At 70.9% G+C, this 25232-nt stretch carries 27 protein-coding genes and 1 riboswitch; of the genes, 17 read left to right on the top strand and 10 right to left on the bottom strand.

The window, feature by feature from the left end:
- The first annotated feature begins 14 nt into the window (after positions 1-14).
- The 6 genes from eat (at position 15) to AXK61_RS18845 (ending at position 6120) form a co-directional block, all read left to right on the top strand.
- On the top strand, positions 15-1460 hold the full coding sequence (eat, locus tag AXK61_RS18820) for an ethanolamine permease (RefSeq protein WP_068746648.1): 1446 nt from the start codon (positions 15-17) through the stop codon (positions 1458-1460).
- Positions 1460-2716, top strand: coding sequence for an HAD family hydrolase (locus AXK61_RS18825; RefSeq protein ID WP_068746649.1), 1257 nt, complete (start codon positions 1460-1462; stop codon positions 2714-2716). The genes eat and AXK61_RS18825 overlap by 1 nt, the downstream gene beginning before the upstream one ends.
- A gap of 27 nt (positions 2717-2743) precedes the next feature.
- A complete protein-coding gene (locus AXK61_RS18830; protein WP_068746650.1) occupies positions 2744-4159 on the top strand; it encodes an ethanolamine ammonia-lyase subunit EutB in 1416 nt (471 codons plus the stop codon).
- Positions 4156-4971, top strand: coding sequence for an ethanolamine ammonia-lyase subunit EutC (eutC, locus tag AXK61_RS18835; protein WP_068746651.1), 816 nt, complete (start codon positions 4156-4158; stop codon positions 4969-4971). The genes AXK61_RS18830 and eutC overlap by 4 nt, the downstream gene beginning before the upstream one ends.
- A 62-nt stretch (positions 4972-5033) precedes the next feature.
- Positions 5034-5792 (top strand): hypothetical protein, encoded by a 759-nt coding sequence (locus tag AXK61_RS18840; RefSeq protein ID WP_156485749.1) that lies wholly within the window; start codon positions 5034-5036, stop codon positions 5790-5792.
- Between the two features lie 61 nt (positions 5793-5853).
- Complete coding sequence (locus AXK61_RS18845; RefSeq protein WP_068569013.1) at positions 5854-6120, top strand: Rv1893 family protein; 267 nt, start codon at positions 5854-5856, stop codon at positions 6118-6120.
- Here the strand turns inward: AXK61_RS18845 and AXK61_RS18850 are convergent.
- The gene (locus tag AXK61_RS18850; RefSeq protein WP_068746653.1) at positions 6117-6881 is read right to left on the bottom strand and encodes a helix-turn-helix transcriptional regulator; all 765 of its coding nucleotides are present in this window, start codon (positions 6879-6881) and stop codon (positions 6117-6119) included. The two genes, AXK61_RS18845 and AXK61_RS18850, sit on opposite strands and share 4 nt — an antisense overlap.
- A gap of 77 nt (positions 6882-6958) precedes the next feature.
- On the opposite strand from AXK61_RS18850, the gene AXK61_RS18855 reads away from it, so the two are divergent.
- The 5 genes from AXK61_RS18855 (at position 6959) to AXK61_RS18875 (ending at position 11376) form a co-directional block, all read left to right on the top strand.
- Positions 6959-7456, top strand: a complete 498-nt coding sequence (locus tag AXK61_RS18855; RefSeq protein WP_068746654.1) for a VOC family protein — start codon at positions 6959-6961, stop codon at positions 7454-7456.
- A 32-nt stretch (positions 7457-7488) separates the two neighbouring features.
- Positions 7489-7629: riboswitch (cobalamin riboswitch) on the top strand.
- Between the two features lie 18 nt (positions 7630-7647).
- Positions 7648-8760, top strand: coding sequence for an ABC transporter substrate-binding protein (locus AXK61_RS18860; protein WP_068746655.1), 1113 nt, complete (start codon positions 7648-7650; stop codon positions 8758-8760).
- Positions 8757-9824: a FecCD family ABC transporter permease gene (locus tag AXK61_RS18865; protein WP_068746656.1), complete on the top strand. Its 1068-nt coding sequence runs from the start codon at positions 8757-8759 to the stop codon at positions 9822-9824. Before AXK61_RS18860 ends, AXK61_RS18865 begins: the two co-directional genes overlap by 4 nt.
- Positions 9821-10603 carry an ABC transporter ATP-binding protein gene (locus AXK61_RS18870; RefSeq protein WP_197466866.1) on the top strand — a complete coding sequence of 261 codons (783 nt, stop codon included), beginning with the start codon at positions 9821-9823 and terminating at the stop codon, positions 10601-10603. The genes AXK61_RS18865 and AXK61_RS18870 overlap by 4 nt, the downstream gene beginning before the upstream one ends.
- Entirely contained in the window at positions 10600-11376 is a 777-nt protein-coding gene (locus AXK61_RS18875) for a ferric iron reductase (protein ID WP_068569009.1), read from the top strand. Before AXK61_RS18870 ends, AXK61_RS18875 begins: the two co-directional genes overlap by 4 nt.
- 3 nt (positions 11377-11379) lie before the next feature.
- Here the strand turns inward: AXK61_RS18875 and AXK61_RS18880 are convergent, their stop codons facing one another.
- Positions 11380-11880: an LppP/LprE family lipoprotein gene (locus AXK61_RS18880; RefSeq protein WP_068746657.1), complete on the bottom strand. Its 501-nt coding sequence runs from the start codon at positions 11878-11880 to the stop codon at positions 11380-11382.
- A 128-nt stretch (positions 11881-12008) separates the two neighbouring features.
- On the opposite strand from AXK61_RS18880, the gene AXK61_RS18885 reads away from it, so the two are divergent.
- Together AXK61_RS18885 and AXK61_RS18890 are read left to right on the top strand one after the other, a co-directional pair.
- Positions 12009-13004: a glutathione S-transferase family protein gene (locus AXK61_RS18885; RefSeq protein WP_156485750.1), complete on the top strand. Its 996-nt coding sequence runs from the start codon at positions 12009-12011 to the stop codon at positions 13002-13004.
- A 4-nt stretch (positions 13005-13008) separates the two neighbouring features.
- Positions 13009-14031 (top strand): LolA family protein, encoded by a 1023-nt coding sequence (locus AXK61_RS18890; protein ID WP_068746658.1) that lies wholly within the window; start codon positions 13009-13011, stop codon positions 14029-14031.
- A gap of 12 nt (positions 14032-14043) precedes the next feature.
- Here the strand turns inward: AXK61_RS18890 and AXK61_RS18895 are convergent, their stop codons facing one another.
- Both AXK61_RS18895 and AXK61_RS18900 read right to left on the bottom strand, forming a co-directional pair.
- A complete protein-coding gene (locus AXK61_RS18895; RefSeq protein WP_082789436.1) occupies positions 14044-15276 on the bottom strand; it encodes an HNH endonuclease in 1233 nt (410 codons plus the stop codon).
- A 72-nt stretch (positions 15277-15348) separates the two neighbouring features.
- On the bottom strand, positions 15349-16434 hold the full coding sequence (locus AXK61_RS18900) for an alkene reductase (protein WP_068569004.1): 1086 nt from the start codon (positions 16432-16434) through the stop codon (positions 15349-15351).
- A 41-nt stretch (positions 16435-16475) separates the two neighbouring features.
- On the opposite strand from AXK61_RS18900, the gene AXK61_RS18905 reads away from it, so the two are divergent.
- Positions 16476-16856, top strand: coding sequence for a MerR family transcriptional regulator (locus AXK61_RS18905; protein WP_068569003.1), 381 nt, complete (start codon positions 16476-16478; stop codon positions 16854-16856).
- Between the two features lie 6 nt (positions 16857-16862).
- Here the strand turns inward: AXK61_RS18905 and AXK61_RS18910 are convergent, their stop codons facing one another.
- Both AXK61_RS18910 and AXK61_RS18915 read right to left on the bottom strand, forming a co-directional pair.
- On the bottom strand, positions 16863-17645 hold the full coding sequence (locus tag AXK61_RS18910) for an alpha/beta fold hydrolase (RefSeq protein ID WP_068569002.1): 783 nt from the start codon (positions 17643-17645) through the stop codon (positions 16863-16865).
- Positions 17642-18466 (bottom strand): aminoglycoside phosphotransferase family protein, encoded by an 825-nt coding sequence (locus tag AXK61_RS18915; RefSeq protein ID WP_082777708.1) that lies wholly within the window; start codon positions 18464-18466, stop codon positions 17642-17644. Before AXK61_RS18915 ends, AXK61_RS18910 begins: the two co-directional genes overlap by 4 nt.
- 97 nt (positions 18467-18563) lie before the next feature.
- On the opposite strand from AXK61_RS18915, the gene AXK61_RS18920 reads away from it, so the two are divergent.
- Positions 18564-18986: a nitroreductase/quinone reductase family protein gene (locus AXK61_RS18920; protein WP_068569861.1), complete on the top strand. Its 423-nt coding sequence runs from the start codon at positions 18564-18566 to the stop codon at positions 18984-18986.
- Positions 18987-19007: 21 nt separating this feature from the next.
- Here AXK61_RS18920 and AXK61_RS18925 read toward each other — a convergent pair whose 3' ends face one another.
- Positions 19008-20486 (bottom strand): MFS transporter, encoded by a 1479-nt coding sequence (locus AXK61_RS18925; protein WP_068569000.1) that lies wholly within the window; start codon positions 20484-20486, stop codon positions 19008-19010.
- 104 nt (positions 20487-20590) lie between these two features.
- Here AXK61_RS18925 and AXK61_RS18930 point away from each other — a divergent pair, with 104 nt between their 5' ends.
- Both AXK61_RS18930 and AXK61_RS18935 read left to right on the top strand, forming a co-directional pair.
- The gene (locus AXK61_RS18930) at positions 20591-21253 is read left to right on the top strand and encodes a TetR/AcrR family transcriptional regulator (RefSeq protein ID WP_068746695.1); all 663 of its coding nucleotides are present in this window, start codon (positions 20591-20593) and stop codon (positions 21251-21253) included.
- 90 nt (positions 21254-21343) lie between these two features.
- Complete coding sequence (locus AXK61_RS18935; protein WP_231855599.1) at positions 21344-23149, top strand: phosphocholine-specific phospholipase C; 1806 nt, start codon at positions 21344-21346, stop codon at positions 23147-23149.
- Here the strand turns inward: AXK61_RS18935 and AXK61_RS18940 are convergent.
- The 3 genes from AXK61_RS18940 to AXK61_RS18950 all read right to left on the bottom strand — a co-directional run bounded on the left by AXK61_RS18940 (position 23109) and on the right by AXK61_RS18950 (position 25064).
- Positions 23109-24110: a HEAT repeat domain-containing protein gene (locus tag AXK61_RS18940; protein WP_068568999.1), complete on the bottom strand. Its 1002-nt coding sequence runs from the start codon at positions 24108-24110 to the stop codon at positions 23109-23111. The two genes, AXK61_RS18935 and AXK61_RS18940, sit on opposite strands and share 41 nt — an antisense overlap.
- 20 nt (positions 24111-24130) lie before the next feature.
- Positions 24131-24763 carry a HEAT repeat domain-containing protein gene (locus AXK61_RS18945; RefSeq protein ID WP_068568998.1) on the bottom strand — a complete coding sequence of 211 codons (633 nt, stop codon included), beginning with the start codon at positions 24761-24763 and terminating at the stop codon, positions 24131-24133.
- A gap of 115 nt (positions 24764-24878) precedes the next feature.
- Positions 24879-25064 carry a YegP family protein gene (locus tag AXK61_RS18950; protein ID WP_068568997.1) on the bottom strand — a complete coding sequence of 62 codons (186 nt, stop codon included), beginning with the start codon at positions 25062-25064 and terminating at the stop codon, positions 24879-24881.
- Between the last annotated feature and the right edge of the window lie 168 nt (positions 25065-25232).

Genomic DNA, 25232 nt, shown 5'->3' on the forward strand with positions numbered 1-25232 from the left:
TCAGGAAGGCCCACATGAGTACTGAGCGCCCGGCGCCGAACCCGCTCCATCACGACGGGGTGGACGCGACCATCGAATCCGATGCCTATCTCGCCAAACGCACCCTCCGCTCGGGTTCGGCGGGATGGGTGCTGTTGGCGGGCCTCGGCGTGAGCTACGTGATCTCCGGCGACTACGCGGGCTGGAACAACGGTCTCGCACAGGGCGGCTGGGGCGGCCTCGCGATCGCCGCGGTGATCATCGCGGGCATGTACCTGGCGATGGTGCTGGGCATGGCGGAGATGTCCTCGGCGCTGCCCGCGGCCGGCGGTGGCTACACCTTCGCGCGCCGCGCGCTCGGTCCGTGGGGCGGCTACGCCACCGGCATCGCGATCCTCATCGAGTACTCCATCGCGCCCGCGGCGATCGCGACCTTCATCGGCGGCTACGTGCAGTCGCTGGGTCTGTTCGGGATCACCGACGGCTGGTGGGTCTACCTGTTCGTCTACGCGCTGTTCATCGGCATCCACCTGACGGGCGCCGGTGAAGCGCTCAAGGCGATGTTCGTCATCACCGCGATCGCCCTGGTGGGGCTCGTGATCTTCGCGATCTTCGCCGTCGGGAAGTTCGACGTCCACAACCTCACCGACATCGCCGCCACCGACGCGGTCGGCGCGTCCAGCTGGCTCCCGCACGGCTACCTCGGGATATGGGCGGCCGTGCCCTTCGCGATCTGGTTCTTCCTCGCGATCGAGGGGGTGCCGCTGGCCGCGGAGGAGGCGCGCGAGCCCGAGAAGAACGTGCCCCGCGGCATCATCGTCGCGATGCTGATGCTCGTCGTCACCGGCGCGACGGTGTTCTTCCTCGCCCCGGGCGCTGTCGGCGCGCAGGCGATGTCGACGTCCGGCAACCCTCTCGTCGAGGCACTCGGCGACGGCACCGCGTCGAAGGTGGTCAACTACATCGGCCTCGCCGGCCTGGTCGCGAGCTTCTTCTCGATCATGTACGCCTACTCGCGCCAGACCTTCGCGCTCTCCCGCGCCGGCTACCTCCCGAAGAGCCTGTCCGTCACCAACGCCCGCAAGGCGCCCGTGCTCGCGCTGATCGTCCCGGGCGTGATCGGTTTCGCCCTGTCGCTCACCGGCAAGGGCGCGATGCTCCTGAACATGGCCGTCTTCGGCGCGGCGCTGAGCTACGTGCTCATGATGATCAGTCACATCGTGCTGCGCCGCCGCGAACCCGACATGCCGCGCCCGTACCGCACGCCCGGCGGTATCGTCACGACCTCGTTCGCCCTGGTCATCGCCTGCATCGCGGTCGTCGCGACCTTCCTCGTCGATCCGAAGGCGGCCGGCCTCACCCTCGCTGCGTTCGCGGCCTTCCTCGTGTACTTCGGCGTGTACAGCCGCCACCACCTGGTGGCCAACTCGCCCGACGAGGAGTTCGCCGCCCTCGCCGACGCCGAACGGGACCTGCAGTGATGCGCCGCGCGGCGCTACTCGCCGCCACCCTGCTCACCCTCGCCCCCGCGGCCGTCGCCTGCTCGTCGAGCAACTCCACGACGTCGACGGAATGCCGCACCCTCGCCGCGGACAAGGGCTGGTACGGCGAGAACCGTGATCGCCTCCAGAAGCTCATCACCGAGCGGGGCCACTGCGGCACTACGCCCGACGGTGCTGCCCCCGTCGCCCTGTTCGACTGGGACAACACCGTGGTGCGCAACGACATCGGCTCGGCGACCGCGTACTGGATGATCCGTACCGGCAAGATCCGGCAGCCCGCGAACGGCGACTGGCGGACCACCAGCCGGTACCTCGGTCCGGAAGCCGCGCAGGCCCTCGCGGAGGCGTGCCCCACCGCGCTCGCCGCGCCCGGCACGCCGCTCCTCACCGACCGGGACACGCGCTGTGCCGACGCGCTCGTCGCGGTCGTCGACGACGGTGAGATCGGCGGCAAGCCCGCCTTCGCCGGCTACGACCACCGGCGGATGGAGCCCGCGTACGCCTGGGTCGTCCAGCTCATGGCCGGCTACACCGAGGCCGAGATCGAGGACTTCGCGAAGAGCGCCCGCACGGAGGCGCTCGCCGCGCCGGAGGGTGCGAAGCAGCGCGTCGGGACCACCGAAGTGGCCGCGTGGGTGCGGTACTACAGCCAGATCAAGGACCTCATCGGGACACTGGTGGACAACGGCTTCGACGTGCGGATCATCTCCGCCTCGGCACAGCCCGTCGTGCGGGCGTGGGCGCCCGAGGTGGGGCTCGCGCCCGACAAGCTGATCGGCATCCGCCCCGTCGTCGCCGACGGGAAGATCGCTCCACACCTGCGGGGATGCGGCGACGTGCCCGACGGTGACGACTCGATGATCAACTACATCGACGGCAAGCGGTGCCTGGTCAACCAGGAGGTGCTCGGCATCTCCGGGGCGCAGGCCTGGCAGCAGGCGCCGGAGGCCCGGCGCCAGGTGCTCTCGGCCGGCGACTCCGTCACCGACCTCACCTTCCTCAGCGATGCCACCGGTCTACGACTCGTGATCAACCGCAACGTCCCCGAGCTGATGTGCACCGCGTACGCGGACGCCGACGGCACGTGGCTCGTCAACCCCATGTTCATCGAGCCGAAGCCGCAGGCGAAGCCCTACGCGTGCGCCACCGCGGGCACCGACGCCGCGGGCGCGAAGGTGCCGGTGCGCGGCGCAGATGGCGCCCCGCTGGGCTCCGTCGCGGATACCGTCTACTAGAAGTCACCCTCTGAAATCGGAGCAATCATGATCCGCAGCCAATCCGTCCGCGGGGAGTCCTTCACCTTCACGTCGATGGCCGACCTGCTGGCCAAGGCCACGCCGCTGCGATCCGGCGACCAACTCGCCGGCTGCGCCGCGGCCTCCGACGCCGAGCGTGCCGCCGCGAAGTGGGCCCTCGCGGACGTCCCGCTGACGGCGTTGCTCGAGGAACTCGTCGTCCCCTACGAGTCCGACGAGGTCACCCGCCTCATCATCGACACCCACGACCGGTCGGCCTTCGCCCCGATCGCACACCTCACCGTCGGGGACCTCAGGGACCTCCTCCTGCGGATCGCGATCGCCGACGATGCCGGTGCCCGGCTCGCCGCCCTCGGACCGGCGCTCACGCCGGAAATGGTTGCGGCGGTGAGCAAGCTGATGCGCAATCAGGACCTCATCGCGGTCGCGCGCGCAGTCCGGGTCACGGCCGGTTTCCGCACGACGGTCGGCCTTCCCGGCACGCTCGCCACCCGCCTGCAGCCCAACCACCCGACGGACGATCCGCGGGGCATCGCCGCCGCCACCCTCGACGGCCTGCTGCTCGGCTGCGGCGACGCGGTGATCGGGATCAACCCCGCCACCGACTCGCCGCACGCCACGTCCGACCTGCTGCACCTGCTCGACGAGGTGCGCACCCGGTTCGACATCCCCACCCAGTCGTGCGTGCTGAGCCATGTCACCACGACGCTCGGCCTCATCGAGCAGGGCGCCCCCGTTGACCTCGTCTTCCAGTCCATCGCCGGTACGGAGGGGGCCAATTCGGCGTTCGGCGTGACGATTCCGCTCCTGGAGGAGGCCAACGCCGCGGCGCGTGAGCTGGGCCGCGGCACCGTCGGGAACAACGTCATGTACCTGGAGACCGGGCAGGGCTCGGCACTCTCGTCCGGCACCCACCTCGGCACCGACGGCGCGCCCGTCGACCAGCAGACCCTGGAGACGCGGGCGTACGCCGTTGCGCGGCACCTGGACCCGCTGCTGGTGAACACCGTGGTCGGGTTCATCGGGCCCGAGTACCTCTACGACGGCAAGCAGATCACCCGCGCCGGGCTCGAGGACCACTTCTGCGGGAAGCTCCTCGGCCTGCCGATGGGCGTCGACGTCTGCTACACCAACCACGCCGAGGCCGATCAGGACGACATGGACGACCTGCTCACGCTTCTCGCGGTCGCGGGCGTGTCCTTCGTCATCACCGTTCCGGGCGCCGACGACGTCATGCTCGGCTACCAGTCGCTCGCCTTCCACGACGCGCTCTACGCGCGCCGGGCGCTCGGCCTGCGGCCCGCGCCCGAGTTCGACGCGTGGCTCGCCCGCCAGGGCATGACCGACGAATCGGGCGGACTCCGCGACGTGGCCGTCGAAGCGTCTCCGCTCCGCGAACTCGCGGCGGGAGTCGGGCGGTGAGCGCGCCGGAGCGGTCCGACGGTGACGATCGTCGGCCTGCCGACGGTGCATTCTGGGACGTCCTGCGCGCCACCACGCAGTCGCGGATCGGATTGGGCCGCACCGGCGATGCGCTGCCGACGCGCCGCGTCCTCGAGTTCTCCGCCGCGCACGCCGCGGCCCGCGACGCCGTCCACCAGCCACTCGACGTCGACGATGTCGCTGCCCGCGTCCGCGAGCTCGGGATCGGCGACCCGATCGCCGTGACCAGCCGCGCTGCCGACCGCGGCGAGTACCTGCGCCGACCGGACCTCGGCCGGGTGCCCGCCGACCTGTCCGCCGTCCCGACGGTGCCCGACGCGGACGTCGCGATCGTCCTCGCCGACGGGCTCTCGCCCAAGGCGCTCACCGATCACGGTGCGGCGCTGGCCCGTGCGATCCTCGATGCCCTGCCGCCCGACGTGACCCTCGCGCCGCCCGTCATCGCGACGCAGGCCCGAGTCGCCCTGGGCGACCACGTCGCGCGAGCCCTGGGCGTGCGCACCCTGCTCGTGCTGATCGGCGAGCGACCGGGCCTGTCGGTGGCCGACAGCCTGGGGATCTACTTGACTCACCGGGCCGATCCCGAGGACTTCGCGGTGGGCGTCACCGATGCGCACCGCAACTGCATCTCCAACATCCACCCGCCCGAGGGGCTCGGCTACGCCGATGCGGCGCGGATCGCCGCCGGCCTGGTCGTCGGGGCCCGCCGCCTGGGGCGTTCCGGCGTGGACCTCAAGGACACCTCCCGCGCCGAGCTGGGTGGCGACGCGGAGCGGCCGGGCCTGGGCTGAGGCGCGGCTGTCGTCCGTTCGGAGTATTGCGGCGGCGTGTGTTGCGGGGTGAGAATGCGCTGGTGCAGCCGCCCCAGCAGCCCCCGTTCCCCGGTCAGCCGCAGCAGCCCGGTCAGCCGCAGCAACCCGGATGGCCGAACCAGCCGCAGCCGGGGTGGCAGTCGCCCCAGTACGGCGGGCCCCAGTACGGCGGCCCTCAGTACGGCGGCCCCCAGTACGGGGGACCGCAGCAGCCGCCGAAGCGCAACAGGCAGGCGCTGTACTGGTCGCTCGGCGCCGTTGCCGCGGTGCTCGTCGTCGCGGTGATCATCGTGCTGGCGGTGCAGCCGTGGAAGAAGTCGAGTGGCGGCGTGCAGACCTTCGAGCTCGACCGGGCGATCACCGTCGAGATCCGGGTGCCGAGCGGATGGGTCGCACGCGAGGTGCTCGAGGAAGGGGAGACCGGCGTGCTGATCGCCCCGGCGGGCGACAACCGTTCGTTCGCGGGCATCAACGACGACTGGAAGAAACTGAGGAGGGGCGAGTCCGGGACGGCGATCCATGTGATCGTCGTCAACGCCTCGTCCTGTGCCCGGAACTCCCCGCGCTCCTGGCAGGTCGGCGCCGTCGACGAGGACGAGGAGGGGCGGGCCAGATCCCTGCAACGCCGCGCCCTGTGGCTCGTCGACGGCAAGGACTGCGCGCGCATGATCAGCACCGACATGGATCGCAGCAGCCCGTCGTCGACCGCGAGCGACCTCCTCGCCTCGCTCGCCGGGTCCGACGCCGTCGTGCCGCGTCACGACGGCACACGGCCGTCGATCCGTCCGTCGGGTTCCTAGATCGCCCGCCGCTCGGCGCGCGGCTGGCTACGCTGACGGCACCGAAGCCCGAGGAGGAACCATGGTCGCGAAGCGGATCCAGGACAACATCGACGCCGCGGCGAAGATCGCCACGAACTCCGTGCACAAGGCGGGCGACATCGTCGAGGGCGCGGCGCAGGTGCTCAAGGGCGACGTGCGGGCCGGCGCGGGGAAGATCGCCGCGAGCGCGGCGAACATCGCGACGACGGCTGCGTCGGAGGGCGTGAAGATCGCGAGCCAGAACCTCGACGGCGTCCGTGAGGCGGCCGACTCCGTCGCCGACGAGGTCAACAAGCCCCGCGACTAGACCTCGCCCCGGCGGTACCCGCCGGGCGTGAAGCCGAGCACCTTCCGGAAGTCCCGGACCAGGTGCGGCTGGTCGGCGTAGCCGAGGTCGGCGGCGATCCGCGAGACCGAGGTTTCCGGCTCGGTGCTCAGCAACTGGGCGGCGTGCTGGAGCCGTCGGCGATGGACCAGCGCCAGGGGAGTCAGGCCCACGAACCGCCGGGTGAGCCGCTGCGCCGTCCGCACCGAGACGCCGACCGCCGCGGCCGCGTCCTCCACCGTGAGGATCGCCTCGTCGTCCTCGATCCGGGCGACCAGGCGGTTGGCCAGATCGGCCTCGTCGGTCACCGTCGGAACCCGTGCGGCGAGCCAGGATTCGACGGCGAGGCAGGCTCCTGCCACGTCGTCGCGACCCATGGCTTCGGCGACGGGAGCATGCAGGTCCGGCGCGTCCAGCGCCGGGTACGCGTCCAGCACCGCTCGCGCGTCGTCGGTCACCGCCGGGGTCGCCGCGGGGCGCAGCAGTGCCCCCACCGCCCATCCGGTGCCGACGAGGTCGCGATGGCTGCGCACCGTCGTCGCGCCGGCGAGCCCGACGAGGTCGGTCTCGACCACGAGATTCAGCGCGGGGAAGGCGAGTACGTCCTGCCGCGACGTGCGGCCGGGAGCGACGGTCCATCGCGAGATCCAGAACCACCGCACCAGCGGATCCGCGGCGGGGGAGGGCACACGTCGTTCGAAGGTCGGCAGCTGCGCAGGGTAGAGGATGCCGCGGGGGTTCACGGATCGATCGTAGGCGCCGCGGGATCTGTCGCGAATCTTCAATTCCCCGCCGGGCCGCGACTCGTAGCGTTATCGGCATGACAGAGAACACCACCGCCGCGAACGGCGCACACACCACGAACGGCGTCCCGCACTCATTCTCCTCGCTGACGCCCTTCCTCTCGATCCCGAATGCGAAGGGAGCCATCGATTTCTACATCTCCGTGTTCGGTGCGCGCTCCCTCGGCGTCACCGAGATGGGCGGAGTGGTCGCCCACGCCGAGCTCGACTTCGGGAACGGCTGGCTCCAGTTGGGCGAGCCCAATCCGCAGTTCGGCCTCATCCCCATGCCCGAAGGGGAGGCCGACTGCTACTCGCTGGGCCTGTACTGCGCCGACGTCGACGACGTGGTCGCGAAGGCGGAGGCCGCGGGCGCGACGGTGCGCGAACCGGCCGTGAACTTCGTCTCCGGCGACCGGTTCGCGAGCATCCGCGATCCGTTCGGCGTGCGCTGGTCGATCATGACGCGCGTCGAGGACCTCAGCGACGAAGAGAGCGCGGCCCGCGTCGAGGAGTGGGCGGCCGCGCAGGGCTGATCCGCCGATTCGATCAGGGCATCCCGGACATCGGCTAAGCTACGGCCGCCGGTACGGCGACCAGCCTGGACGTCGTTACTGAGGGAACCCGGTGCGATTCCGGGACTGTCCCGCAACGGTGAGTGGAGCCCGCGCTCCACGAGTCCGATACCTCCCGGCGTTCGTCACACCGGCCGAGGAGCCCGAAACACGTGAATACCGAAACGAACCCGGCGAGTAGAGCCCGGCGTCCGCTCGTCGCACTTCTCACGCTCGTCGCCGTCATCGCGGCGTCGGCGTGCTCCGCCCCCTCCCGCGACGCGGCGGCACCGTCGTCGTCCGACACCCCCGTCACCGTCGTCGACGATGCCGGGCGCACCGTCGAACTCGCGCACCCGCTCCGCTCGGCGGTGGTCGCCAACCGCTACAACGTCGAGCTCATCCGCGCGATGGGCTCGATCGGCGCGGTGAAGTCGGTCGATCTCAACACGGCGCAGGACCGCGCCTACTGGCCGCAGTTCGATCCGGCGAATGTGATCGGCAAGAGCCAGAGCGAGATCAACCTGGAGAAGGTCATCGAGCTCAAGCCGGAAGCCCTGATCATCCCGAAGAACTCGCCGGTCGACGAGTACGCGCGCAAGCTCCACGGTGCCGGGATCAAGACGATCGTCGTCACCGGCTGGGACAACGCGTCGCTGCCCAAGCAGATGACGGTGCTCGGGAAGGCCTTCGGCCGTCCCGAAGGGGCGCAGAAGGTCACCGACCTGTTCACCGGCACGATCAAGAAGGTGTCCGACCGCGTCTCGTCGCAGAGTCCGAAGAAGACCGTGTACTGGGAGTACGGCGACCCGAACACCACGGCGATCCCCGGGACCTCGAACGACGGTTGGCACAACATGATCGTGTCCGCGGGCGGCGTCAACATCTTCGGAGATCCGAACATCAAGGGCGACACCATCGACCCCGAGGCTGTTCTGCGCGCCAACCCGGATCTCATCGTCAAGACGACCTCCGGCGGCGCGCTCAAGAACACCGGCCGGTACACCCCGCCGGTGGACGGTGAGTTCGCTCGCATCGGTGCGGAGATGATCGCACGGCCCGGCTGGGCTCAGTTGAACGCCGTGCGTGCCGGGAACGTTCACCTCATGACCGGCTTCCTCGGTGGTGGCCTCGGGAAGGCCGTCGGGACTGTCTACGTCGCGAAGTGGCTCTACCCGGAGCAGATGAAGGACGTCGACCCGAACGCCGTCTTCGACCAGTGGCTCGACCTGCAGGGTGTGAAGCCGGTGGCGGGCCACACGTACGACGTGCCCGCTGTGCGGTGACGTCCGCGGTCGCCGTTGATCTGGCAGCGCTTCGGCGGGTACGCCATCGGCGGATCTGGATCGTCGTCGCGGCGGTCGCGACGACGATCGTGCTGGGCTGGGTCGGAGTCGTGCACGGGGTCACCGACATCAGCTCGGCACGGCTGCTCGCGACCCTGTTGCCCTGGGGTGACCGGATCGCGCAGCCCTTCGACTGGATGGAATGGACCGCGCTCATCGACCTCCGACTGCCGCGTATCGCGGTGGCGGTGGTCGCCGGCGCGGGGCTCGCGTGGTGCGGCTGCGCGATGCAGATCATCACCGGCAACCCGATGGCGAGTCCGTTCACCACCGGGATCTCCCACGCCGCGGCCTTCGGGGCGGCACTGTCCATGCTCGGGTCCGTCGCGATCGCCGGCTCGGCGACCGCCGGCACGATCGTCTGCGCCTTCGTCATGGCATGCCTGTGCTCAGTGCTCGTCGTCGCGATCGCCGGCGTGTCCCGGGTGGGGCCGACCGCTCTGGTCCTCACCGGCGTAGCCATCAGCTACCTGTTCGCCGCGCTCGCGGCGGGGCTGCAGTACGCCGCCGACGAGCAGCAGTTGTCCGCGATCGTGCGGTGGACCTTCGGCGACCTCGGCCGCGCCACCTGGCCACAGATCGCGGTCATCGCGGTCGTCGTCGCAGGCGCCGGCGTGTACGTCACAGGGAACGCCGGGCGCTACCAGCGGCTTGCGGCGGGCGACGATGTGGCGCGGTCGCTCGGCGTCGCCGTGGGACGGCTCAGACTCGAGACCGGACTGATGATCACACTCGTGTCGGCGACGATCGTCAGTGTCACGGGGGTCATCGGGTTCGTCGGACTGGTGGCACCTCACATCGCATCGATGCTGGTCGGTGCTGACGAGCGGTTCCGCATCCCGGTAGCCGGGATCATCGGCGCTGCGGTGGTCCTCGCGGCCGATCTCGTGGGCAGGCTCGTCTTCAGTCCGGTGATCGTCCCGGTGGGTATCGTCGTGTCGCTCGTCGGCGTGCCCATGTTCCTGTGGCTGATCATCCGCGAGGGAAAGAGGTCGCGGACGTGACCGGGGCCATCGACGTCGAGGACGTGGACGTCGCCTATCGGCGTCGCGGTGCGGCCGCGGTCAGTGGCGCGAGTCTGACAGTGCGACGCGGCGAACTCGTCGGCGTGATCGGACCGAACGGGAGTGGGAAGTCGACGCTGCTGAAGGCACTCGTCGGGATCGCGAGCCTCCGCTCCGGGAGGATCGTCGTCGACGGTGTCGATGCTGCGACGATGCGCGGCGTGCAGCGGGCGGCGCTGCTCGGCTACGTTCCGCAGCAGGACCTGGTGCACGGGCCCGCGCTCACCGTCGTCGAGTCGATCGCGCTCGGCGTCCCCGCGGGCGTCGGACGCGCGGACGGCCAGGAGCGTGCGGTCGGCGTCGCGCACCGGTTGGGGCTCGGGGGACGAGTGCTGCGGCGGACGGACGAATTGAGCGGTGGTCAGCGGCAGCGGGTGACGATCGGTCGCGCCCTCGTGCGGTCCGCGCCCTACTTGCTGCTCGACGAACCGGTCAGCAGTCTCGATCTGCGTTATCAGGGCGAGATCATGGGCCTGCTCCGCGAACTGGCCGACGACGGCACCGGCGTGCTGGTGGTACTGCACGATCTCAATCTGGCGGCGGCGTACTGCGATCGGTTGGTGGTCGTATCGGACGGACGGATCGGTCCCTCGGGACCGGCCCGCGACGTGGTGACCGAGGAGCTGGTGTCGGGCCTCTACGGCGACGCGTCCGTCGTACGTGAGGTCGACGGTGTCCGGTACGTGCTGCCGAGCGCCCGCAGAGGAGTCCGGACATGAAGGACCTCGCGGAGGTGCTCGCCGACGTGGACTCGTTGGGCCAGCCGTTCCGGGTCACCGTGCGCGGTATCGAGGGGCCACCGGTGACGGGTTCGGTGGACGGGTTCGCCTCCGCGTCGCTCGCCGTCCCCGGCACGGGCGAGGCGCAGCGGATGGTCGATCTGCACGCCCGGTTCCGTGGGATGCCCCGGGCACGCCACGCCGGATCCCTGGTGTTCCAGCGGTACAGCCATCGCGTCTGCGGGGTCGGGGTCGCCGCGTGGTTGCGCCACGGCGCGGTCCTGGATCTGAGCGCGACGAACGTGCACGTGCGGTTCGTCGACGGCAGCCCGGACCTCGTCGAACTCGCTCGCCCGGCGGCGCAGTTCCCGGGCAGCGCGAACGACCTCGTGCGGATCGTGCTCGACGAGCACCTGGTCCCGGTGGCGCAGGCCCTGGCCGCTGCGTACGGTCCGCGGATGCCGAATCTGCTGGGGAACATCGCAGCCGGTTTCGCCGGTGCCTTTCGGCACCTCGGGCGGTCGCATCCCGCGGCCGAGGTCGCCGCGGCGGCGGAACAGGTGGCTGCGGCTGACCCCCGGCTCCGACGGGGCGGGACCTACCGGACCCTTTCCGGTCCCGCGGGCGACCGCCTGCAGTACGACCGCGTCAGCTGTTGCCACTGGTACGCGGCGCCCGACGGGAAGTTCTGCTCGTGGTGCTCGCGGCTCTCGTTCGACGAGCGCACCGCAAGGTTCCGCGCCGCGATGGACGAGGAATCCCGCGGACAGTAGTCGTCAGCGGGCGACCTGCGGAGGGATCGGGTCCAAGGGCTGCGGAGTGTCCTGCGGCAGCACCTGGTACCGGACGTCGGCGTGCCCCGTCGGGTCGGCGTTCGCGTCACCCGAGTTCAACCACCTGAACCGGACGGTGATCTGGCCGGGCGCGGAGCTGCCGACCACCGACGTGAAGGCATTCGGCTTCTCGGTGGCCGTGCCGGCGAACTTCTGGTGGTCGAACAGCAGGATCTGGACGGGGGAGCTGCCGGTCCCGCGGTCGGTGTCGAGGCGCACCCAGTTGAGGGTGCAGTCGACGGAGCCGCCCATCGCGGTGACGCGCCACGGGACTCCGGGCATCGGCGGCGCGATCGTGCGGATCGCGCTGTCGATGCGGTCCTGGGGGAGCTCGGGACAGGAGACGGGGGCGGCCCCGGCCGCTCCGGTCCCGACAGCTGCGGACCCGATGCCGGCGGTGACGGCCGCGGCGGAGAGGGCGAGTGCGATCGCGGGCTTGCGCATGGATGCGTTCCTTCCTTCACGGGAGGTCGACTCTGGCTCCATCGACTCGGTAATCGTTGTATCGAGTAATAACCTCGGCACGTTACGACCTCCGGCGCTGACGGGGCGTCGCGCATAGGCTGGTCGGCATGAGCGAGGATCAGGGCAGTTACGTCACCGCGGACCGGCCGTACGAGCGCGACACCCGGTACATCGAAACCCGTATCACGCGTGACGGCCGCGACGGCTATCCCGTCGAGGCCGGCCGCTACCGGCTCGTGGTGTCGTACGCCTGCCCGTGGGCCACCCGCACCATCATCGTGCGCCGGCTGCTCGGCCTCGAGGACGCGATCTCGCTGGGGATCTGCGGCCCCACGCACGACAAGCGGTCGTGGACCTTCGACCTCGACGAGGGCGGGCTCGACCCGGTCCTGAAGATCCCGCGTCTGCAGGACGCCTACTTCAAGCGCGTTCCCGACTATCCGAAGGGCATCACCGTGCCCGCGATCGTCGACGTGCCCACCGGCGCCGTCGTGACCAACGACTTCCCGCAGATCACCCTCGATTTCTCGCTCGAGTGGACGGACTTCCATCGACCGGGCGCGCCGCAGCTCTACCCAGCGGACCTGCGCGCCGACATCGATGAGGTCAACAAGCTCGTCTACCGGGACGTGAACAACGGCGTCTACCGCTGCGGTTTCGCCGGCTCGCAGGAGTCGTACGACGCCGCCTACGACCAGCTCTTCGGGCGGCTCGACTGGCTCACCGAGCGCCTCGCCACTCAGCGGTACCTGGTGGGCGACACCATCACCGAGGCCGACGTCCGGCTCTTCACCACCCTCGCGCGGTTCGACCCGGTCTACCACGGCCACTTCAAGTGCAATCGGGAGAAGCTCGACGAGATGCCCGTCCTCTGGGCGTACGCGCGGGACCTGTTCCAGACGCCCGGCTTCGGCGATTCCACGCATTTCGACCACATCAAGCGGCACTACTACGAGGTCCACCGCGACATCAACCCGTCCGGCATCGTCCCGAAGGGCCCGGACCTGAAGAACTGGTTCACCCCGCACGGCCGGGAGAAGCTGGGCGGCAGCCCCTTCGGCTCGGGCACCGCGCCCACGCCGCTCCCCGTCCCCGCCGGGTGAGCCCATGACTGAATGGATCGAGGTCCTCAAGGTCCTGGTCGACGGTCCGAGACTCCCGGTGCACGGGATCGTGCGTACCCGGAACGCCGAGGCGCTCGGCAGGACCGAGACGGTCGGGTTCATCGGCGCGCCTCCGATGTGGGTCGGGACCGGTGGCGACGATGTCCGCGTGTGGCGCGACGGCCGGCGGGTGCGAGTGGAGAAGCCCGATGGTTCCCCGCTGCACCTCTGCGACGGAACCACGGCCTGGCACTTCGACGGTGCCGGGGCGCCGCCGGAGTACGCCCCCGCGGGCCGCGTCTACTACAGCGGCCCGGGCTCGGAGCTGCTGATCTCGCGCAGCGCCCAGGACTGGTTGCACGGTGACGACTTCACGCAGCCGACGGGACCCGTCACCGATGGCGAATTCCTCGGGCGGGAGTGCTGGTCTGTAGAGCTGGCTCCGCCGTCGCACAAGCCGGCGCCGATCCAGATCGTGGTGGATCGCGAGTCCGGCGCGGTCCTGCATCAGGGGAACGAGGAGTTCGACGTGTCGGTCGAGTTCATCTCGATCGAGGTCGGCGGGGATGTCGACGATGCCCTGTTCACCTGGAGCGCCGACGCGGTCTCCATGGATGAGCGCCGGGCAGCCGATTCGCGTGCGGCGCGCGCGGAGTACGAGGAGGCCCAAGCCGCGCGCCTGTCCCGACTCGAGTCCGACCTGGGCGCACGATCGTTCACTGTGCAGGTTCCGGTCGACTTCGTGATCGCAGACGTTGACGAGCTCGGTGAGGACGGCAGCTTCGCCGCGAGGGTTCGATCTGATGCGGCTCCCCACGTGGACGGGTATCTGCGTCGACGCGCCCACCAACCTGGGCGATGGCACGTAGACAGCACTGGCCGACCCGTCCATCACTGGACGGCGGCCGGTTTCGACTGGGCGCTGTGGTTCTACGGCTTCGCCATCGCCCCGGAGGTCCTCGACCAGGTTCAGCAGCATCTCCATCCGGGACAGACCGCGACGGACTCCTTCATCGAGACCCGGTGACTTCGTGCCCGCTCAGGCAGCCTGGTTCGGGGCGGTGGATCGGTGGATGTGTCCGGTGGGGGTTCGGGTTTCGACGGTGTGCCGCCCCGACGGATCGTCAACGGTTGCGCTGCGCCAGCCGGGGGCTTCCTTGGTGTAGTTGCATGCCGCGCACAGGCCCTGCCCGTTGTCGAAGCTGGTTGCTCCGCCTTTCGCGTGCGGGGTGATGTGGTCGGTGTGTGCGATCGGTGCGTCGCAGTACGGGGTGCGGCAGTACCGATCGCGCGCCCGGATCAAGTCCGCGAGGCCGTCGGGGAACAACCGTTGCCGCGAATCCATCGCCACCACCGCCCCGGTCTCCGGCGCTATGAACAAGCGGCGCACCCAGGCGACGCCGTTGGCGGTGGCCTTCCCGATGAGGTTGCGGGCGATCTCTGCCGGCATGTTCCCTCCGCCGTCGAGGTGCGCGGTGCCCGGCTCATCGCCCAGCAGCACCTCCGCCGAGACAGTGAGGTTCACGGTGACCGGCTGCCCCTCCGCAGCATCCCGACCGGTCAACCGGGCGAACGCGGTGTCGGCCATGAGCTGCGGCCGGGTCCGTAGTTCCTGATCGTGGCCGACGTGGGTGTCGGCGTGGTTGCGGAGTGCGGCGTAGGCGCCGACGGCCTGCGCCATCGGCAGCAGCAGGGACAGGCGGGCCATGCCTTCGGGTTGTGGGCGGAGGGTGACGGTGCGGTCCTTCTCCGCCGCTGCATTGCGGTCGACGGTGGCCTGCGCATCGAGCCGGTAGGCGACCTGTTCGACCTTCGCCGCCAGCTGTTTGAGCCCCAACCCCGTCAGGGTCACCGGGTCGGCGCAGAGCTCTTCGTCAGCCTGCTGGCGCTCGGCGATGTCCAAATGCGAGAGGCCGGCCAGGAGTGCGGGTATCGCTTCCGGGGAGAGGTCCCCGTTGTAGAGGCGGGCGCGGGTGTGCGGCATGTACTTCTCCAACTCCACCGCCCGCGCCAACACCCGACCCGCGGTGTTCGGTGAGATGTGCAAGGCCAACGCGACCTCACCGGCGACGCCCTGCTGCCACCGATCCTGCGGCACCCCGGCCGCGACCCGCTCACAGACCCGTTGCCGGAGCAGGTCCGCGGCGAGCGCGTACTGTTCGACCGCCAACCGGCACCGCGCGATTTCACTCGAACGCAACCGGTCCACCACATCCGCACCCACGGCACCGTCGAGAGGTGGGTCTTCCTCTACTGCAATGTTTTTGTCCATACCAGGACGTTACCCGGACCCACTGACACATTTTCGAGAACACAACCGTGACTCACATGTACGTTCTCAACATCACCGGCTGCTGCGGACGACGCTTGCAGCGCACGGGTAGTCGGTGTACCCCTCGGCGGTGGGGCCGTACAGGACGTCCTCGCGGATCGCAGACAACGGCAGCGACCGCCGGATCCGTTCCACCAGATCCGGGTTCGCGATGAAGGCGCGCCCGAAGGAGACGAGGTCGGCGCCGTCCCTCAGCGCCCGCTCCGCCGCGGTCACCGACGTGGGAGCGCGGTTCTCGCCCACATTGGCGATGACCGAACCCGCGTACCTGGGGCGGAGGTCGGTGAGAGCCGCGTAGTCGTCGTTGTCGGTGAGGTGCAGGTACATCAGGCCACGTCGACTCAGCTCGTCGACGAGGCCGCGGTAGAGCGCAGCGGGGTCGCGCTCGACCATGGAGAACTGCGGATTGCCCGGCGAGAGCCGGATCGCCGTGCGCTCGGCGCCGATGGCGTCGGTGACCGCGTCGACGACCTCGAGGGCGAACCGCATGCGGTTCGCCGAGGACCCGCCGTACCGGTCGTCGCGCAGATTGGTGTTGTCCGCGAGGAATTGGTGAATCAGATAGCTGTTGGCGCCGTGCAGTTCCACTCCGTCGAAGCCGGCCGCCCTCGCCCGCCGGGCCGCCGCCGCGTACTGGTCGACCGCCGCCGTGATGTCACCGATCGACATCGCCGCCGGACGCGGCCACGCGGCCTTCGAGCCGTCGAGAAGGTGCAGCACGTCGCCGTCGGGTATCGCCGACGGTCCCGCGGGCACCGACCCGTCGATCCGCGCCGCGGGATGGCCCTTGCGACCGCCGTGCATGAGCTGGGCGATGATCCGCCCGCCCTCGGCGTGTACGGCGTCGACGACCCGGGCCCATGCGCGCTCGTGGCGATCCGTCGCCAAGCCCGGCACGCGGGCCTCGCTCTGTCCCGACGAGTGCGGCCACATCCCTTCGGTGACGATGAGTCCCGCGCCCGAGCGCTGCCGGTAGTACTCGACCACGTCGGCGGTCGGAGAGCCGTCGGGCTCGGACCGCAGACGGGTCATCGGCGCCATGGCGATGCGGTTCGGAAGGTCGAGGGTGCGACTGCGGTACGGCGTGAGGAGTGACATGTCCGTACGCTAGAACCTGACATTGATGTGAGGGGCAAGCGATGCGGATCGGCGAACTCGCGGAGCGGACCGGGGTGAGCGTGCGATCGCTCCGGTACTACGAGGAGAAGGGTCTCCTGGCGTCCGCGCGGACCGCGGCGGGCCAGCGGGTCTACACCGAGCAGGCTGTCGACCGGGTGGTGCGGATCCAGGAACTGTTCGCCGCAGGTCTGGCGAGCGGCGTCATCGAACAGCTGCTGCCCTGCATCCACGACGAGGACGGCTCGCCGAACGCGAGCGCCACGCCCTGGCTCACCGACACGCTGTGCGCGGAGCGCGCCCGTATCGACGAGGGCATCCGCGACCTCGTCCGCGCACGGGAGGTGCTCGACGGAGTGATCGAGACGGCGCGCCCCGGCGAACCGATCACCGCGGAGTCCTGAACCTCGTCAGTGGAATCCCTGCAGGAAATCGATGATCGCTCGGGCGGTCGGCTCCGGTTCCTGCTCGGCCGGGTAGTGCCCGGACTCGTCCAGGACGATGCCGCTCACGTCGGCCGCCAGGGGGCGCAGGCCCTCCGCGACGGCGGCGCCCATGGCGTACCGTCCGCCGATGGCCAGTACGGGTGCGCCGATCGGCGCGGCTCGGAGCTGCGCGACATCGGCGAGGTCGTCGGCTCGGGTCCGGTAGTGCGCCAGTCCGGCCTCGAGAACGCCGGGGGAACGATAGGCGTCGATGTAGGAGCGCAGCACCACGGGATCGAGACCCGTGGGCCCCGCGCTCTGCCGCAGGAATGCTCCGTAATAGGCATCCTCCCGGCCCGGGATCACGGCCTCCGCGAGACCCGGGGCGCGGTTGAACGGCCCGTGCCAGTCCGGGTAGTGGGCGGCTCCGTCCTCCGGGATGTCCACGTCGATCCCGGGCAGGATCTCCTCCTCGAGCACCAGCGCGCCGACCGCCTCGGGCGCTGCCGCGGCCAGGAACGTCGCGACCGTGCCGCCCCAGTCGTGCCCGATCACCGCGAACCGTGTGAGTCCCTGCGCCGCAAGGTGTTCACGCAGCCGCTCCGCGAGGTCGCGCTTGCGGAAGGAGGTGGCACCGTCGGGACCGGCGCCGAGGCCGGGCAGCGTGACCGGGACCGGATCGAAACCCGCGTCGCGGAGACGGGGAACGAGGAAGCGCCAGTGCAGGTCCGTCACCGGCCACCCGTGCAACAGGACCACAGCGGTCACGCAACGGCCCCTTCCAGATGCCGCGCAGCGAGGTCCGCGACGGCGAAATCCCGTTCCCGCTCGTCGATGTCACCGTCCTCGTCGAACCACGCCGCGGACAGCCCGGCGAACGCGAGCACCCACCGCAACAGCCGCTCGCGCGGCAGGCCGGACTCCGCGACGATCACCTCCAGCTGGCGGACGAAGCGCACGGGATCGGCGGCGGTGGGCAGGTCGGGATTGGTGAGCAGGTTCGCGTAGTCGTAGCCGCGCTCGCCCACGACGCACTTGGGATCGATGGCCAGCCACCCCCGCTCGCCGAAGTCGAGGACGTTGTCGTGGTGCACATCGCCGTGCAGCACGACCTGATCCCGCGGGTCCGCGAGCAGCGATTCCGCTGCCGCCCAGGAACGCCCGTACCTCGGATCCCCGCCGCGCACCGCCTCCAGGGAGCGGAACCAGTCCCGCAGGGGGACGAGCTCGGTGTCGGGGGAGCCGGGACGGTGCCGGTGCAGGTGTTCGACGGTGCCGCACAGGATTCGGGTGGCCCGGTCGTCGCGTCCGGAGAGCGCCATCGCCATGAGGTCGCCCGCACCGGTGGCACGCTCCATGAGCAGGACGTCGCCGTCGTGTGCGAAGACCTCCGCGGCACCGTCGCCGCCCCACCACCGCAGCACGGCCGCCCCGGCCCGCTCCTCGGGCGTGTTCGCGCGCTTGAGCATGGCGGCGCGGCCCCGCCACCGCACGGGCAGCAGATCGCTGCCGGGCGTGGCGAAGGGCGCACCGTCGGGGGAGAGGTCCCAGCGGGCGACCACATCACGCCAGGAATCGAGGGGATCCACGGTATCCGAGCTTATCCGGGTGCACGATGGAGGGATGAGCGACGACGGGAACCGGCCATCGGTGGCGATGGCGCGGGTACGGGCGCATGATGAAGCCGTGAGCGACTTCAATCAGGGCATCATCGACGAATTCCGTGCCAACAACGGCACCGTGACCGCCATGGGCTTCGGCCGGGCGCTGGCGCTCGTGCACAGCGTCGGCGCCAAATCCGGCGAGCCGCGGGTGAACCCGCTCGCCGCCATCCGGGACGACGAGGGATGGCTGCTGCCGGCCTCCGCGGGCGGTTCGCCGAAGAACCCGGCCTGGTACCACAACCTCAAGGCGCACCCGGAGATCGAGCTCGAGTACCCGGACGAGCAGGGTGGCATCTCCACCGCGAAGGTCACGGCGCACGAGCTGACCGGCGCGGTGCGCGACGAGGCGTGGGACCGGTTCAAGGCCCGCTCGAGCGGCTTCGCCGAGTACGAGAAGACCGCGCAGGGCCGCGTGATCCCCGTGTTCCGCCTGACCCCGCGCTGACCCTTCGGGCGCCCGCGCCGATCAACAGCTCACGGGCTCCGGTGCGGTCGTCCGATCACGCATCACGACGAACGCCGCGACAGCGGTGGCGACGAGCAGCACGCTCGAGACGCCCACGGTCGTGCTGACCGCCTCGACCCAAGCGGACCGCGCGGTGTCGGCCAGCGCGGTACCGTCGGACACCGAGAGGGTCTCCGCGCGGGCGAGCGTGTCGCCGAGCGTGCGGGACATCCCGTCGTGCCGGGTGAACACGGCCGTCGCGACCGAGCCGAGCACCGCGAGCCCCAGGGCGGTGCCGAGCTCGAAACTCATCTCGGACATCGACGATGCCTGGCCCGCCCGCTCCGGCGGCGCTGCGTCGAGCGCCACGGCCGAGACGAACGTGAACAGCGTGCCGTAGCCCACTCCCGCCACGACGGTGCCCAGCACGTACAGCCACGACGGTCCGCCCGTCCCCAGTCCGACCAGCAGGAGCTGGCCCGCGGCGGCGAACAGCAGCGACGCGACGAACGTGGCGCGGCGGCCCAGGTACTGCTCGATCCACGGCGCGCGCATCGAGAAGTACGCCACGACCGCGGCCGCGGGCAGGCCCAGCAGGGCGGCTGCGAGTACGTCGAACCCGACGACGGACTGCAGGTAGATGCCGGTGAGGTAGCTCATCGAGCCCAGGGTGGACATCGCCAGGATCGTGCCGGCGATGGCCATGGCGAAGGTCCGGTTGCGGAACAGGTCGAACGGGATGAGCGGGTGCGCGGTGCGCCGCTGCTGCGTGATGAACGCGACGAGCATCGCCGCGCCCACCGCGCCGGCGACCAGGGTGGAGGCGTGCACGCCATGGCCCGCGGCGGCCTTCACCGCGTACACCAGCGGGAAGATCGCGGCCATCGACAGCGCGACGCCGGCCAGGTCGAAGGGCGTCGAGGTGCCGCTGCGGAATTCGGGGATCAGCAGCGGCCCCGCCACGAGGAAGGCGAGGAACACCGGCGCGTTGATGAGGAACACCGATCCCCACCAGAAGTGATGCAGCAGAACCCCGCCGATCACCGGGCCCACGGCCATGCCGAACGAGAACGCCGCGGTCCAGACGCCGATGGCGATACCGCGGGCCTTGGGATCGCGGAAGATGTTCGCGATGAGCGCCAGACTGGCGGGCAGCAGCGTCGCGCCGCCGACGCCCATGAGGGCGCGCGCCGCGATGAGCAGGCCGGGCGTGGGTGCGAACGCGGCGATGACCGAGGCGACGCCGAACAGTCCGGCGCCCCAGGTCATCAGGCGCCGCCGCCCCCAACGGTCGCCGAGGTTGCCCATGGTGATGAGCAGGCCGGCCAGCATGAACGGGTAGATGTCGAGGATCCAGAGCTGCTGCTCCGAGCTCGGGTGCAACGCCGATGTCAGGTGGGGCATCGCCAGATAGAGCACCGAAGCGTCCATCGACACCAGGAACACCGGCAGGAGGAGGGCGGCGAGGCCGGCCCAGGCGCGGCGCGGGGTGGTGGACACGGGTGACTCCTTGAAGCAGCAGCAAGCGCGTACGGTGTACGCACCATGACTGGGTACACTGTACGCATCCCCGTCCTGGCCGGTCAACGGAGAAAGGCGTGCACGTGTCCGAGACCACCCTCACCCGGGAATCCATCGTCGCCGAGGCGATCCGCCTCGCGGACGAGGGCGGCCTCGAGAAGGTCTCCATGCGCCGGATCGCCGACGCCCTCGGCACGGGCGCGATGTCGCTGTACCGCCACGTGCCCGACAAGGAATCACTGGTCCGGGAGATGGCCGCCGAAGTGGGTTCCGCGTACCCGTACCCCGAGGAGCTCCTCGGTGACCCGGATTGGCGCCGCCGCGTGCACATAGCCGCGGAGACGGACATGCAGCTCTACCTCCGTCACCCGTGGGTGCTGCTCGCGCACGCGGTGCCCCGCGCTGCCCTCTCCCGCTCCTCGGTGGCCTGCTTCGACTGGCTGGTCGAGGCCTTCACGCACCTCGCGGGCGCGGTGGACGAGTCGGCGGGCCTCGCGCTGCTCGTCTGGAACCACGTCCAGGGGGCGGGGCTCGGTGCCGTCGGCCGGGTGCTCGTCGCGCCCGGATCCTCGCTCGACGGTGGCGGTTTCGTCGCCGGCCTCGCCGACAACCCGCTGGCCGACGACCTGCCGCGGCTGCGCGAGCTCGTCGCCGCCGATCGGCCTGAGCTGTGCGCGGCCATGCCGATGCTGCATTCCGGCATCGACGCCCTGTGCGAGGGCTTCGCCGCTCGCTACGCCCGCTGACCCGGCGCGCAACCCTCTGCCGCCCAACCTTCTGCCGCCGTTCAGGACGACGCCACCGCGGATTCAACCCGGTGGCCGAGCGTGTGGATCGTGAGCACAGCTACTCGTCGCGCCTTCCTCCGCGGGGCCGGGGCCGGCGGTATCGTCGCGGGCATGGGCCTGCTCCCGTCGTCCTTGACCGAGGCGCTGGCCCGGCCCGCGCCGTCCGGCGGCCTCGACGGGCTCGAGCACGTGATCCTCCTGATGCAGGAGAACCGCTCGTTCGACCACTACTACGGCACCCTGAGCGGCGTGCGCGGCTTCGGCGACCCGGCCGCGATCCGCCTGCGCTCGGGCCACTCCGTCTTCGAGCAACCCACCCGCTCGGGCCTGACGGTGCCGCCCTTCCCGGTCCGCAGCGCGGCGCACCGTCAGGGCATGGACGCGGAGAACATCGACGCCCTGGACCACACCTGGAAGGGCGGCCAGGCCGCGCTCGCCGGCGGTTGGCACGACGGCTGGATCGCGGCGAAGACCGACTCGACGATGGCCTACTACGACCGCGCGGACATCCCGTTCCACTACGCGCTGGCCGATGCGTTCACGATCTGCGACCACTACTACTGCAGCTCGCCCACGTCGACTTCGCCGAACCGGAACTTCTTCTTCTCCGGCACCACCGGATTCGAGCCGCGTACCGGTGAGCGCGCCGTCGAGAACACCGCCTACGACCGCGGCCACCCCGGCTACGACTGGCCGTGCATCGGCGAGATCCTGCAGCGCGCGGGCGTGGACTGGCAGGTCTACCAGGAGTGGGACAACTTCACCGACAACAACATCGAGTTCTTCCGTCGCTTCAAGACGGTCTCGCAGGAGGTGTTCCGCGACTTCGGGACCGAGATCGACGACTTCTACCAGGGCCTGCGGCGCCTGCCGGCGGACGAGGCGCACCGTCGTTCCGGCGAGGTGGACGCGCGCGCCCGGACGCTACCGCAACCGGACCGGGACCTGTTCTTCCGCGGGCTGCGCCGCACCGCCACAGGCACCCTCACCGACCGGATCGCCGCCGACATCGCTGCCGGGACCCTTCCCACGGTCAGCTACGTCGTCGCCTCCGAACGCGAGTCGGAGCACCCCAGCGGCTCCTCGCCGCGCGCCTCCGCGAACCTCGTCCACCGCATCCTCGACGCCCTCGGCCGCCACCCCGAGACCTGGCGGAAGACGGCGCTGTTCCTGCTCTACGACGAGAACGACGGCTACTTCGACCACGTCCCGCCGCCCCGCCCGCCGCGCGACAGCGCGGACGAGTGGGTCGGCGACCTGCCGCTCGGACTCGGGAACCGGGTCCCGATGACCGTGGTTTCGCCGTGGACCGTCGGCGGGTACGTCGCGTCGGAGACCTTCGACCACACCTCCACGCTGCGCTTCCTGGAACGCTGGCTGGGCATCGAGGTCCCGTCGATCTCGCCGTGGCGACGCACCGTCTGCGGTGACCTCACCAGCGCTTTCGACTTCCGTGCCCCACAACCACTTCCGGCCGCGGGGCGGCCGCAGCCGCAGCGTGCGCCGGCCCCGCGGTGGAAGCCGCACGCACCCGCCGTCGGTGTCCGGCCCGCGCAGGAGCCCGGGGTCCGGCCCGCACGGCTCGTGCCCTACGTCCCCGGGGCCACCGTCGTTCCCGGGCCCGACGGTGTCCGCCTGCGCCTGACCAACACGGGGTCGCGCAGCGCGCACTTCACGGTGTTCCCTTACCACGCACCGGATTCCGAGCCGCTGCACGCGGATGTGCTGGGGTCCGTCGAGCTGACCGTTCCCGGGCCCGCCGGGCGCTACGACCTGCTGGTCCTCGGTCCGGCGGGGGAGCACTGGACCTTCGTCAGCGACGCCGGCGCGGGTCCGAACGCCGCTGCAGGATGAACGACGCGGTGCCGGCGATCCGCGGATCGTCGTCGCCCGTGAGCCGGCGCAGCGCCGCCTCCGCGCCCGCAGAGGGGATCTCCGCGAGCGCCTGCACCGCGCGCTGGCGCACCGCGTAGTCCTCGGTCCCGTCGGCGATCGCGGCGAGCTCCGCGCTGATCGGCTCGTCGTCCGAACCGGCCGCCGCGATCGCGCCGAGCGCCTCCGCGGCGTCGACGTCCTTCTCGCCGTCGCGCACCATGCTCAGCAGCTGGGGCGCCGCCGCGCGATCGCCGCGCGTGCCCAGCGCGACCGCGGCGATCACCCGGACCGCGGCGTCCTCATGGTCGAGCGCCGCGCGGAGGGCGTCCTCCTGGCCGGGCACCTCGGCCAGGGCCTCGGCGGCGCGGCGGCGCACCGTCGGATCAGGGGAGGCGAGGGCGTCGACCAGCGGTGCCGCGTCGGGATCGTCCGCCTGCGCGAGGGCCCAGCGCAGGGCACCCGCCACATTCGTGCTCTCCTCCCGCAGCAGGGCCTCGGCGAGCGCGTCGACGGGGGCCCGACCGTCGGCCGTGAGCGCCGCGCGCTGTCGCGCGCCGGGGGAACCGGTGTCGAGCTCGGTGAGCAGGGCGACGACGGACAGGACCCGGTCCCAGTCGGCCGCGCCCGCCGCCGCGACGTGCTGCAGCCGCTCCAGCAACTCCGTCTCGAGCCGGATCCGCTCCCGGCTCCGGGCGATCATGTCGGCGACGAGGCGGTCCGGCGCGAACGACGGATCGTCCAGGGCCCGGCCGATCTCCGCGAGCGAGAGGCCCAGCGAGCGCAGGCTCTCCACGTGGAAGATCCGGCGGATGTCCTCCTCGGCGTACATCCGGTACCCCGAGGAGGACCGCGCAGACGGGCGGACCAGGCCCAACGCGTCGTAGTGCCGCAGCATCCGTGCGCTCACGCCGGATCGTCGTGCCACGTCGCCGATCTGCATCGCCCGCCTCCGCCCGCCGCTCACTCCGTCCGGCCGAGCGCCGCCACGCGCTGCGCCTCGTGCACCGATCCCGCGAACCCGGAGTCCGGGTCCTCGAGCAATCGGATCGTATCCGCGATGTGCTCGCGGACGGCGTCCGTCGCCGCGGGCGGGGACTCCAGCGCCGCCACGCCCTCGTCGCCGAGCCCGAGGATCGCGCGGCTCAGGCTGCGCCGGGTCTCCGCGTCGCCGCGCCCGAGCTGCCGGGCCAGGGCGAGAGCGGCGGACCGTCGGTCCTCCGTCCCGCCGGCCAGGGCGACGACGGTGCGCCACGCGGCCCTCGCGACCTCGTCGTCGGCGTCGGCGATCAGCCCGAGCACCGCGGGCCGTGCGGTCGCGGCCTCGGCGCCGCCGATCTTCGACAGCGAGTGCAGGGCCTGGCTGCGGGCCTGCGCGATCGGCGAGGTCAGCTCCGCGCGGAGCAGCGGTGCGGTCGTCGCGGCGGGCATCCGGGTCAGCGCCCAGGTGAGCATGTCGCGGACGAAGAAATCCGGCTCGACGGCGCACCGCGCCACCAGCGCCGGGGCGATCGCGGGATCCGCGGCCGAGCCCGCGTCGAGCGCCGCGCGCAGGCGGATCGAGGGGTTCGTGTGGTCGAGCAGGTTCTGGGCCATCGGGGCCACCTCCTTCGTGCGTCGGTGGCTCGATTGCAGACCTTGTCACAGTGTCAAGGTCAAGCCCTGCAGGTGAGACGGGGCGGGGAGGGCGCCGACGCCCTCCCCGACGCGATCACTCCTTGTCGGCGTCGACCACCTTCGCGCCCTCGGCGGCGCGCTGCACGGCGGCGGCACCGTCGTGGGCGCCCTTGCGCGAGGCGTAGGCCTGGCCCGACGCCACGACCTCGCCGTTGCCGGCCTTGAGCCGGAACCGGAACTTGCCCGCGTTGTCCTCGTACACCTCGAACTTGCCTGCCATGGAATGCACCTTTCTCTGCGGAGATCCCCGTGGTGGGGCCGGATGCAGCCTAAGACGCGAGCGACGTCCGTGCGCGGTGAAATGTTCGACACGCCGAACCACCAATCTGCGAGATCGCAACGCCCGGGATCAGTGAGCGCCCAGCCGCCGCCAAGGCGCATGGCTATC

The organism is Tsukamurella pseudospumae, assembly GCF_001575205.1.
Taxonomy (GTDB): Bacteria; Actinomycetota; Actinomycetes; order Mycobacteriales; family Mycobacteriaceae; genus Tsukamurella; species Tsukamurella pseudospumae.